The following is an 11,987-nucleotide window of genomic DNA, read 5'->3' as shown; positions in this document are numbered from 1 at the left end:
CATGCAACAATACCTAAAAAAATATCAGAATCTGGACCAGACATCCCAAACGCTCCTGCAGCTACTGGTCTTCAAACACTCCACGCACAGCTATCGTGATCTTTGGGAGTTGGCCCAGAAGCTTGCGGTGTGCAACGACTCCGACTTGCCATTGACGCAAGACTTTGTCCGTTTGCAAATGATAAAATGGGTCAGGATTGGTTTGGTCGACCCGTCGACTCGGAAGCCGGTCGCTCCGCTATTTGATTTGCTGATTCGCGATGCGATGCGCAGGGAGAATTACGAGGACTTTGCGGCGATCGCTGAGCCCGCACATTTATGGAGTCGCAGGGATGACCTCCTCGATTTCTACATGTCCTTCTATCGGCAAGACGCGGATAAGTTCCACCGGTACGTGTCCGACTTGGTTCCCGGATGCGTTCCCTTGCTGTTCCCGTTCGAGGAAGCCGCCTTTGATGGGCTCTCGGCGGAGTTTCAGCAGAAGTACTTCGCATTCGCAATTCCCAGATGGATAGCCTTCGGCAAGACCGAGCCCCTGCCAGTCGAGCGACTCGCCGCCTTGGTAGAAAGTGATGCGGAGCTGCACACCGATTTTTTACCAGCCTTGTTGGAGTGGGCGGTCGCCTCGGGGAATCTCGAACTGCTACGAAAGTTGGTTTTGACCCAACGCGTGCCGTTTCGAGATGTCGAGGGCTGTTTGCGGTTGCTCGAGGGGGATTGGGACCAAGCGTTCGAACTGCTTTCCGCCACACTCTCCAATCGCAAGTCGAAAAAGACGCTCACCAGACTTGGTGGCTTGCCGTCATTGTTGGCGTTGTTATCCGCTTTTTCGCCAGCCCATAGCCTGAAAGTCGATAAGGCATCGCAAGCGGCCAGTCTGGCGCAGCGCGGTCGCACTCCGTACTTGGGGACGTTTCGGATGATCGAACGGGCACTGAGTTTTATGCAATCACCCAACGAGCCGAGCAAATTGGTCTTGGATCTAAATCTGCTCGCCGAAACGCCGCTGCAGCACTGGGTTGCGGGCTACCTGCAGGCTTGGTTGACTCAAGAAGAGGACATCGAGAGCGGTATCAGTGGGCTCGTCGAGGCAGGCAGCGGCCTGCGGGCGGGGGGCTGCCTGTGGCTCGCCGCAGAATGTTGCGGATTGGCCGGACGCTCACAACTCGCCACAGCCTCCCAGCAACGAGAGCTTTCGCAAGAATTGCATCAACAGTTGGGAACGGCGAGTCTAATTGAGTTCGTCAAGCCGGAACCAGCCTGGGCGCTGACACTGGAGGCGCTAACGCGGCTCGGTGGTGGTCCAGCGGCCAGCCAGTCAGCGGATGCCAGTGATGAGCCTACTGATCGGTTGGTTTATGAGCTGAGGTACAATGCGACCAATTTTACCCTGGACGTGTTTCATCAAGTTCGCAAAGGCTCGAAGTGGTCGAAGGGACGCAAGATCGCTCTGTCGCGTCTGCAACAACAGTACAGCGAGCCAGCGTTCTCGTTTTTGACCCCACAGGATCAGGCCCTGTGCCAAGCACTTCGTCGTTGGACCGAAAGGGGGTCCTACGGTTACCCGGTAGAGTATTGCGAGTTTGAGACGAAATATGCCGCGCGTGCACTGATCGGGCATCCGCGGATCTATACCCCGGAAGATCGTGAGCAGCCGCTGGAGATTATTGATAGTCCGGTGCGTTTGGTTGTGCGCGATGTGGGCAACGAGCAAATTGAGATCGCTCTGCAACCTAGTCCGCCCAGAGGTGGTGGGGTGGGAATCAAGCAAACCGGCCCAAGACAGATCGCGTTGACCATGTACGACGCACCGCATCTCGAATTGCAGGGCATGTTGGGCAACGGCTTGCAGGTGCCCGTGTCGGCGTCGGAGAAAGTTTTGGAAGTGATGACGCGCCTGACTTCGGTGGTTACTGTGCACTCGGAAATCGGGGATCTGCAGGCTGGTAAAGCCGAGGTGGGGGGCGGAGAGTCCGCAACCTTCGCCGCAGCGAAGAAGGTCGAAGGCAGCCCCCGACTGCATTTGCACTTACTGCCGAGCGGAGAGGGACTGCGTGCAGAGTTCTATGTTCACCCCTTTGGCGACGCGGGCCCCTCGTGCCGTCCAGGTGAGGGCGCCCGGACGTTATTCGCTACCATCAACGGTGATTCCGTATCGGCCAACCGAGACTTGCCCCGTGAGCAGGAGCAGGCTCAGAGCGCTCTCGATCGATGTCCCGTCTTGGCCACGCACATGACCGACAGCTGGACCGTGGTGTTTCCCACTGCATTCGAGGCTTTGGAATCGATCCTAGAACTAGAAACGCTCCAGCAGGCAGACGAAGTCTCGCTGCACTGGCCTAAAGGTAAGTCGTTGCAGTTGGCTGGACAGGCAACCGAATCGATGCTGCGAGTTCAGATTCGCCGGGATCGAGATTGGTTTGCAGCTTCGGGAGAGCTGAAATTCGATCGCGAACTTAGCCTGGATATGATGAAGTTGATTGATTTGGTGACTGCCTCGTCAGGCCGCTTCTTGCGACTCGACGACGGGCGGTTTTTGGCGCTAACCGAAAACCTGCGGGCAAGGATCGAAGATTTGCGGTCCTTTGGTGACGGACGCTCGGCGAAGGGGAAGCTGCGGTTCGCGGCTGTGCACGCCGGTTTGTTTGAAGATTTCGGAGAGGTCAAAGTCAAATCGGACACGCATTGGAAGAAATGCGTTGAACGGATGAAGCGTGCCGACGATATTCCCCTCGAAATTCCTACAACATTACAAGCCGAGTTGCGAGACTACCAGCGCGAAGGTGTCCACTGGATGATGCGTTTGGCGGCATGGGGCGTGGGAGGCTGCCTGGCCGACGACATGGGGCTGGGGAAAACACTGCAAGCGATCGCCCTGTTGCTCCAACGCGCCTCCCAAGGGCCAGCCATGGTCGTCGCACCCACCTCGGTTATCCATAATTGGCAGGATGAGATTACTCGCTTTGCGCCCACCCTTCGCCCTCACATCCTGGCCGACTCCAATCGCAGCAAATTGCTGGGGTCGCTCGCTGCTGGGGATGTTGTGCTCTGCTCTTACGGATTGTTGCAGGCGCGGTCTCTACCGATTGGAAAAACGGAGTTTGCCACGCTGATTCTCGATGAGGCTCAGGCGATTAAAAATCCAGCCGCCAAACGTTCCCAAGCTGCCAAGCGGCTCGTGGCCGACTGCCGCTTCATCCTGACCGGTACGCCGATGGAAAACCATCTCGGCGAACTGTGGAGTCTGCTGGACTTCATTAACCCAGGATTGCTGGGCAGTGCGGAAGGTTTTCAGGAGCGGTTTGCTGTTCCCATTGAACGCGATCACGACCGAGCAGCTCGACAGCGGCTCAAGCGGCTCGTGGCCCCCTTCATCCTCCGCCGCACCAAAGCTCAAGTATTGACCGAATTGCCTTCACGCACTGAGGTCACCCTGCGGATTGAACCGAGTGCGGAGGAATCTGCATTCTATGAAGCGCTGCGGCAGCGGGCGATCGAAAAATTGGCGGACTCGGCAGACGATCAGCCTAAACACCTGCTGGTCTTAAGTGAGATTATGCGGATGCGCCAAGCCTGTTGTCACCCGAAATTGGTGGCGCCCGCGTCGACCGTCGAATCTGCCAAGCTGGCACAGACTCTCGAAACGATTGGCGAGTTGCGGGAGGGGAATCACCGGGCTTTGATTTTCAGCCAGTTCGTCGGCCACTTAAGCCTCGTGCGCGAAGCACTCGATGAACGAAAGATTTCCTACCAGTACCTCGATGGCAGCACGCCCGCCGCCGCGAGAAAGAAAAGCGTCGATGCGTTTCAAGCGGGGGAGGGCGATGTCTTTCTGATCAGTCTCAAAGCGGGCGGAACTGGATTGAATCTAACCGCTGCCGATTATGTGATCCATCTGGATCCCTGGTGGAATCCAGCGGTTGAGGATCAGGCGTCTGATCGCGCGCATCGAATTGGCCAGAAACGCCCAGTAACCATCTATCGCATGATATTGGCTGGCACGATTGAAGAGCATATCTTGGAATTGCACGCTACCAAACGCGACCTAGCCGACAGTCTACTAGAGGGCAGCGATCGCAGCAGCAAGCTAACCACCGAGGAGCTGCTGAAGTTAATCCGTGGCTAAGCCCCCCTAATTCGGGTTGGATTTGTGCCGCGCAGCTGCGCGCTAGCTGAATTCAACCGCCGGTACAGCCGATCGCAGCTTCGCGGCGGTAAGCAGTATGAGGTTTCGTTGGGGGCTTGAGCGAATCGCGGGGAGTTTCAAGGCCGATTGCTATTTTCGAAGAGGGGCGTGTTGGTATCGAGCATGTCACTCCGTGGGGCTGGCGGGGGCTTGGGAATGCAATGCGACGGTTTGCCCTAGTCGATTTCGCGTTGCTATTTAGGGCTTCTGCTGGTTCACTAGGGGTTGACTGTGAATCTTTGCAATACTGAACATTAGTACCTATGAATCGGTTTGAAGTACCCACGAACTGCCGCTGCTGGTTGCTTAGTTGCGTCCTCGTATCGATCCTTTCCGTCGCGGGGTGTGACGCGCCCATTGCGTCGTTTGAGCCCAACGGGCTTTATCTCAAACGAATGGAGTTGGTCGAGGGGGTTGAGCTGCCGCGTGCAGAGGCGGATGTCCAAGCCGTGCTGACCGAGCTGTTTGGAACCCCCGATGAGCCCAAATGGCCTGAGATGCTGCAAGCTGAGCCAGCCTATTCCGAGCTGGTGTTGCCGGAGCGTTTGCAGCGCGCCGCTGGGCCGGTTCGGAGCGATGAGGATGACGTGCATTATGGGTTGTACCGCGAGCATTGCGTGTATTGCCATGGAGTGACGGGAGATGGACTCGGCCCGACCTCCCGTTTCTTGAATCCCTATCCCCGTGATTTTCGGATGGGGAAGGTGAAATTCAAATCGACACCGTTGGGCAAGAAACCCACGCGTTCCGACCTGTGGCGGACATTGCATGAAGGCGTCTCGGGGACCAGCATGCCATCCTTTCGTCTGCTTGAGCAGGAGGATCTGGAAGCGCTGTTGGATTACTTGATCTATCTTTCGATCCGCGGCGAGGTGGAGCGGAAGCTGATCGACGAAGCTGCCTTTGAGCTCGATTTTGAAGCGGGCGAGCGGCTCTACGATCCGGCGCTCAAAGTGACCGATCCAGCTGCCTTCGATTCGCAGTGGGAGGTGATTCAGGGGTGCGTTGTGGACGTGGCCGATAGTTGGCTGGAGGCCAACGATGAAGCGGTAGTCGTGGAGGGGCCCCCGGATGACTATCCGCTGTGGGGCCGCGATAATAACGGGACGTCGCAGATGCAACAGCGACTCGCCGACTCTGTGGCACATGGACGCGAGCTCTACCATGGCAAGATTGCCAATTGCGCGACCTGCCACGGTGCGACCGCTGTGGGGGACGGGCAGCTCGGCGACTATGACGAGTGGACGAAGGAGTGGACGACCTCCGTAGGCATTGACCCTCAAAAGCCAGATGACTTGGCCCCTATGTTGAAGTTGGGGGGACTCAAGCCACGCCATGCGCTCCCTCGCAATTTGCGAACGGGTGTTTATCGCGGAGGCTCTCGGCCCATCGATCTCTATCTGCGGATAGTGTACGGCATTGATGGAACTCCCATGCCAGCTGCGGCCATGCAACCCGCCAATCCGCAGGGGATGACCGAGGGGGATGTGTGGGACCTAGTCAACTACATCTTGAGCCTACCCTACGAGCCCCTGTCGCAGGCCGCATTCGATTCGTCTCCACCAGAGCAGCCACCTCTGTAAACGTTGGGCTCTGTGTACATTGGGCTCTGTGTACATTGGGTCGGCGAACTTTCAAGGGAAAAGCGTTGGGTAGATTTTGGAGTTTATTGTTCTTGGCCGTTCCCGTCTGGGGGACGCTGTGTTGCTTAGCTAGCTGGCTAGCCGGTAATGGAGTCGTTGTGCGATGGCTGCCTGAGAACATCAATTCCCTCGCCGACGAAGCGGAGGCTTTGCAGGTCGTGGCATTTGCCCTGGTTGGTTTGGCATTCGTGGCGGTAGGAGTTGCCTTGTTCGGTTTGATGTGGAAATTTGACGCGGCCCACAATCCCCAGCCCGCTCGCTACATACACGGCCATCGTGGGCTGCAGACGGTGTGGACCGTAGTTCCCACAGTGGCTCTAATCGGCCTGTTGGCGGTTTCCCTCCAAGCTCGCTGGGATCTCAATGCTGCTTGGCTCAGCACGGCTGGCGGCGGTCCAGCTGGTGCCGCGGAAGGCCAGCCGCAATCACCTCAGTACGAATCACCTCAGTACGAAGTGCTGGGACGCCCATTCGAGTGGCGCGTTCGGTATGCTGGCCAAGATCAGCGGCTCGGTACTACGGATGACGTGCTGGGAGAGGTCAACGAATTGCATGTCCCAGTCGATGAGACGTCCCTGGTCGCGTTGAAAGCGGAGGAGGCTGTGCAGTACTTGAGCGTGCCTGCACTGCGATTGACGTGCAAGCTTGTCCCCGGAAGGGTGCAATTGGCACGATTTTCCGCCTCGAAAATGGGGGCTTACGAAGTGGTGTGTTGCGAGCAGCGTCCACAGGCCTACTATCGCGTCGTAGGCAGACTGATGGTGGAAACTGCGGAAGACCATCGAGCCTATCTACAGCGTCTGCAGTTGCAGCAGTATCAACGCGAGTTTTCAACCGCCGCAGAAGCCCAGCGCTTTGCCGTGGGAGTTTCATTTCTGCAAGTCAATGATGTTCCTGAGGCGAACGGCGGAGTCTCAAATGCTCGGCCAGCAGTTGCTCCAACCTTGTTGAGTTTCCCCACGCGAGGTGCCCTGTGAGTGCTCAACGTGTTTTAGGGGGAATCCGCGATGTGGTAACAACGTACGTGCTGGCCACGGATCATAAGACGGTGGGGCTGCAATTTTTGTTCTCGAGTTTGATTTGGTTCTTCGTGGGTGGGACGTTGGCATGGGCGACTCAACAAACGCCGATTCTGATTTATTTTGTGGCCATCCCGGCTCTGTCGGGCGCCTTGGGGAGCTACCTTATTCCGCTCATGATCGGTGCGGATGATTTGGCGTATCCCACGCTGAGCCTCGTTTCTCATTGGCTGCTGTGGCCTGCTTTCTTGCTAGTCGCAGCGGGCATGCTTGTTCCGCAGGCGATGATGCCATACGCCGTGATGTCCCATTCCACGGTGTTGCATGATGTAGCCGTTCCAGGCGAGAGTTGGATTCGGTTGCAATCGATCTTGGGTGAATGGTCGGTTGGAGAAGCGACGCAATGGTTGTGGTGTGTGGGCCTGATATGCGCAGGCCTTGCGTGGCTGATGGTGTCGGTCAATTTTATCACTACGATTGCACAGTGTCGTGCGCCTGGGATGTTTTTGTTTCGCATGCCTCTGACCGTTTGGGGCTTGTTCTCGGCGGCAATTCTACAACTCTTCACCTGGCCGGTGTTGGTCGTTGGTGCGGCGATGCAATTGGTGGATGCCTTGCTTGGGACGAGCTTTTATTGGGCAGATTCTTATTTTTCGAATAGCGCTGCGAGACATGCAGAGAGTGGGCAACCACTGCATTGGCAGGAGTTGAATGAGCTTCTTGCGTATCCGATGCTGGGCATCATCTTCTTGCCGGCGCTGGGAATGATCAGTGATGTTATCGCCACTTTTTCACGGAGATCGTTGTTCGGCTACAGGGCATTAGTGCTATTGAGTTGGAGCATCGCGAGCTTGGGGGTGTTGGTTGTGGTGCAGCGTGTAGTTGTGTGGGGAGAGAGCCGAATCGGCGAATTTTCGTTGGGCATCGCAATTGGTGCTATGTTGGTCGCAGGCGGAGTGCACGTTTTTCATTGGCTGGCTACGCTGTGGGGTGGGCGGATTGAATTTCGAACGCCCATGCTGTTTGCGCTGGGGTTTATTTCCCTGTTTACGCTGGGGGGGCTGGCAGCAGTTTGGGGAATACTAACCACGCCCAATGTTGGGATGCAGACTGCCTACTCGCAGGGAGTTTATGGCATGGCGTCTTTGGCGGGTGTGATGGCGATGGCTTTTTTTGCGGGTATCTATTTTTGGTTCCCTAAGATGTTCGGTAGGCAAATGAGTGAGTTTTGGGGCAAAGTCCACTTTGCATTGACCTTTGTCTTTCTCCAAGGTGCTTTCGTTCCGACGCACTTGTTAGGGGGCGGCAGTCTGCCGAGAGGGTATGTGGACTCCTACCGTTACGAGTTGTCGACGCAGATTCTCCCGCTGAATCGCGTGATCGCAATTTGTGTACTGGCGACGATGGCATCCCAGTTGATCTTCATCCTCAACTTCCTTTGCAGTGTATTCTGGGGGCAACGGGTGGGGCGCAATCCTTGGAATAGCAATACCCTAGAGTGGGCTGCACCTAGTCCCCCAGGCCGCGGCAATTTCGACTTCCAGCCGTGGGTTTATCGAGGGGCGTACCAGTACGGTAATCCAGCCCATCCACGCGACTTTCAGCCACAGACGGAACCGCCCGGCGGGCGTTTGGCCAGTGGGCAGGGCGGGCTGGAAACGGTTGCACACTCAGAGGCACCGGAGGTGATGGGGTGACCAAGATCGATACTCACGAGAGTTCCAACAGCTACAGTCGGATCGTTCACGCTCTAGCCGTGGTCTTGACGATTTCCGTTTTCCCTTTGATTTGGGTGGGGGGACTCGTCACGACCTACGATGCTGGGATGGCTGTCCCCGATTGGCCGGGGACCTACGGTTGGAATATGTTCGCCTACCCCGCTTCGACTTGGTTGTACGGCCCCTTTGACCTGCTCGTCGAGCATAGCCATCGGCTGCTCGCGTCCTTGGCGGGGTTCTTGTCCATAGGGCTGCTGTTAGCGGCTTGGGCTTGGGAGCAGCGACGGTGGTTCCGCTGGTGGTGTGCTGGCGTATTGTTGGCGATCATCGCCCAAGGGGCTTTGGGGGGGGCTCGCGTCCTGTTCGATCAACGTACGTTTGCCATGATCCATGGTTGCACCGGGCCATTGTTCTTCGCAATTGCCACGGCCACGGCGGTCATGAGTTCGCGTTGGTGGCGCGTCCGCGAGCTAGGGGCACCACGCCGGACAGGTCCGTGGGGAGTAAGATTGTCTACCAGCCTAGTGGTTATTAGCTACTTGCAGCTCGTTATGGGGGCCCAATTGCGGCATGTGACGGGGGCGATGAGCAACCGGGCGTTTATGGGGTATGTGCACACTCATTTGAGTTTGGCGGCCCTAGTCTTCCTGTTAACGGTGGCATTATTTGCCGTAGTCGGTCTGTCGCGTCTTCCGCCGGGAGCCGTTAGGCGGCCGGTGTACGTCCTAGCCCTGTTGGTGCTCGTACAAATCGTTTTGGGAATTGGGACTTGGGTCGTAAACTATGCGTTACCGTGGCCGGAAGTGACAGAATCGTTGGCAGGCTATACGATTCTAGCTAAGGGCTATTGGGAGAGTTTCATTGTGACGGCCCATATGGCCACCGGCTCGTTGATTGTTAGTTTGGCGACGTTGACGGCGTTGCGAGCTTGGCGTTCCTCCACCAAGCGTTACGGGGCAATATTGGCTTCGGAGGCTGTTTCGCGTGCGTTAAGCAAGCATCGGTGAATGCGCTGAGTGCGAGCCAATGTTGGACGTGAGCGTTTTGCTACCACGTCTTGAATACTAAGGTGAATGTAAAAGTGGAAACTACAAATCAGGCAGGTTCTTCGCCAGTCGTACTCGGGTCGGTCGCAGGTGCTGTGGCCAGCCCAGCGGCGCGTGGTCGGCTGTCGTACTATATTGAATTGACCAAGCCACGGATCTTAGTCATGATCCTGGTAACGGTCATTATGGCGATGGTCACTGCTGGCAATTCCGTCTCCATGTGGGTTGCGTTCCATGCCTGTCTGGGGACAGCACTTGTGGCGGCGAGCGCCAGTGTGATGAACCAGTGGCTGGAGCGGGATCGCGACGCGGTGATGAATCGCACTTGCCGTCGCCCGCTACCGAGTGGGAACGTGGCCTCTAGTCAAGCGGCAGGTATGGGCTGGGTCCTAGTGCTGGTGGGTTCCGTTTATTTAGCAGTGTTCGTCAATTTGCCGACGATGTGGTGCGGCTTGGCTACCTGGGGACTCTACGTCTGGGTGTACACGCCGCTCAAGATGTTGAGTTGGACGAATACATTGGTTGGCACTCTCCCCGGGGCATTGCCGGTTTGGATGGGATGGACGGCGGCGGAGGGATCGCTCATCGATGTTCGCGCCTGGATTCTGTTGGGCGTGGTGGTGGCTTGGCAACTTCCCCACTTTATGGCGATTGCCTACATGTACCGCGAGCAGTATGCGGCGGCTGGCTACAAGATGATTACAGTCACCGATCCCTCTGGGCGAGGTGCTGCTTGGCATGCCATTTTAGGATCGTTGGCGCTGATCGTGCTGGCGGTGTTGTCCGTGCCACCGGTTGGTTTATTCGCCAGTCTGTTGACGGTTTGTGCGGTAGCAGTCGCTCTGTGGCAAACGGTAGCCGCCATTCGTTTTGTGCGGGCACCAGATATGAAAACGGCTCGCCGCATGTTGCACGTGAGTCTGTTGCACCTACCGTTGACGATGTTGTTGATCCTGCTGTCCTACTGGATTCGCTAACGACCGGACGCTTGTTGGTCGCATACACGCATGGTTTTAGGTAGCACGCACCAGTGCGATCCGCATGGTATCTCCCTCCGAAACAAACTCGCCAGACTTGCAGTTTCAGCCAGGCCTGCCGCTGTCGCGTGGAGGGGTAGTGTTTGGCTTGTTCTTGCTTGCGGAGATTGTGTTCTTAGCCAGTTTGGTCGCCGGTTGTGTTGGGGTGCGGTGGGCTTCACCCTCTGGGGATTGGCCACATCCAAGCGACATGCACGTGGTGGTAGCGATGGGTGCGTTGGGCGGACTGTCTCTCCTCGGTTCTGGAGCGACCCTGTTGGCCACGCTACGCGCCGCAAGCCGGGAGGCCGTTGCTGCAACGCGGGGTTGGTTGGCTTTGACATTGCTGCTGGGGAGCCTTTATTTAGGGACTCGAGGGGCCGAGTCCTACAATCAGTGGGCTCATAATCTCATAGCCAATGCCGCTCAACGCGTTTTGTACGATCGGCCCGACACCAGGTACTTGTCGGCAGTCAAGGAGCGTTTGACGCAACTCAATGCGGAGTTGAGTGAAGCCACGGTACGGATGGGGGAGTTGGAGATGCAACTGTCTAGCCCTGCAGAGAGTGTTGTGGAGCGAGAAGGGCATCGCGAATCGACTGAGGCTTCCTCGGTTCGGACAGAATTTGCGAAGTTGGCGGCGGAGGTTGACATGCGAGGCCAACGTCAGGCTGTCGTGAGTGCGTTGCTCAGTGGAGCGGTGGGATGGACTGAGGATGTGGTCGGTAAGCAAGCGGATGCTGCTGTGCAGCAGATGGCCATGACAACTCTGGCATTCGATATTTCTGGCCTACCCGCACAGCGAGAGGTCGCCGAACACTATCGAACACTGGAGTTGCAGGGGATTCGAGAATCGCTTCAACTCACGCAGCAACGGCAGCGGGCCGCAGATGCGGATGAGAAGCGAGCGGTCGAGGCAATGCACCGTGCACGCCAAGTCCAAGAGGAGATGCCGAAAGAGCACAGGGATCGCAGTCAGGAAGATTATGCGCGAGCGGCAATGCTTGCCACATCGGCGGGAGCGGCCAAGCTGGAAGCAAGGAACGAGGAGCGGGCGCTTCAGACACGGCAGGAGTTCCACGAGCAGTTGGTACCCATGCAAGGCGGGCTCAATCGGCATTATCCTTGGTTGCGTTTGCCGGTTTGTATTCCTGGAGGGCGGAGGTGGGCGTCCACCTGCCTGCTATTGACCACTGCGCACGCCGTCCACGTCTTCACCGCTTTGATTTTGCTCGTCGTACTTGTGCCTTGGCGGCGCACTCCGCGGCGTTGGAGGGTGTTGCAGGGAGTCGGTGTATACTGGTGGATGCTCTGCATTTGGGGTGAGTTTTTGATTTCATGGGTCTATTGGTTTTAGCG

Annotated in this window: 7 protein-coding genes; all 7 read left to right on the top strand. The window is 57.1% G+C overall.

Going from position 1 to position 11,987, the window contains the following annotated elements:
- The first annotated feature begins 1 nt into the window (after position 1).
- The 7 genes from Q31a_RS28870 to Q31a_RS28840 all read left to right on the top strand — a co-directional run bounded on the left by Q31a_RS28870 (position 2) and on the right by Q31a_RS28840 (position 11,985).
- Positions 2–4,126 carry a DEAD/DEAH box helicase gene (locus tag Q31a_RS28870; RefSeq protein ID WP_145086121.1) on the top strand — a complete coding sequence of 1,375 codons (4,125 nt, stop codon included), beginning with the start codon at positions 2–4 and terminating at the stop codon, positions 4,124–4,126.
- A gap of 323 nt (positions 4,127–4,449) precedes the next feature.
- On the top strand, positions 4,450–5,769 hold the full coding sequence (locus Q31a_RS28865) for a c-type cytochrome (RefSeq protein ID WP_145086118.1): 1,320 nt from the start codon (positions 4,450–4,452) through the stop codon (positions 5,767–5,769).
- 65 nt (positions 5,770–5,834) lie between these two features.
- Entirely contained in the window at positions 5,835–6,806 is a 972-nt protein-coding gene (locus tag Q31a_RS28860; RefSeq protein ID WP_197355886.1) for a cytochrome c oxidase subunit II transmembrane domain-containing protein, read from the top strand.
- Positions 6,803–8,545: a cytochrome c oxidase subunit I gene (locus Q31a_RS28855; RefSeq protein WP_145086112.1), complete on the top strand. Its 1,743-nt coding sequence runs from the start codon at positions 6,803–6,805 to the stop codon at positions 8,543–8,545. The genes Q31a_RS28860 and Q31a_RS28855 overlap by 4 nt, the downstream gene beginning before the upstream one ends.
- Positions 8,542–9,573, top strand: coding sequence for a COX15/CtaA family protein (locus Q31a_RS28850; RefSeq protein ID WP_145086109.1), 1,032 nt, complete (start codon positions 8,542–8,544; stop codon positions 9,571–9,573). Before Q31a_RS28855 ends, Q31a_RS28850 begins: the two co-directional genes overlap by 4 nt.
- Positions 9,574–9,647: 74 nt before the next feature.
- Complete coding sequence (gene cyoE / locus Q31a_RS28845; protein ID WP_145086106.1) at positions 9,648–10,589, top strand: heme o synthase; 942 nt, start codon at positions 9,648–9,650, stop codon at positions 10,587–10,589.
- A 64-nt stretch (positions 10,590–10,653) separates the two neighbouring features.
- Entirely contained in the window at positions 10,654–11,985 is a 1,332-nt protein-coding gene (locus tag Q31a_RS28840) for a hypothetical protein (RefSeq protein WP_145086104.1), read from the top strand.
- Positions 11,986–11,987 lie beyond the last annotated feature (2 nt).

Origin of the sequence: Aureliella helgolandensis, assembly GCF_007752135.1 — a bacterium.
Classification (GTDB): Bacteria; Planctomycetota; Planctomycetia; order Pirellulales; family Pirellulaceae; genus Aureliella; species Aureliella helgolandensis.
Note: the sequence above shows the minus strand (reverse complement) of the source record. Positions and strands in the feature narration are given on the sequence as shown.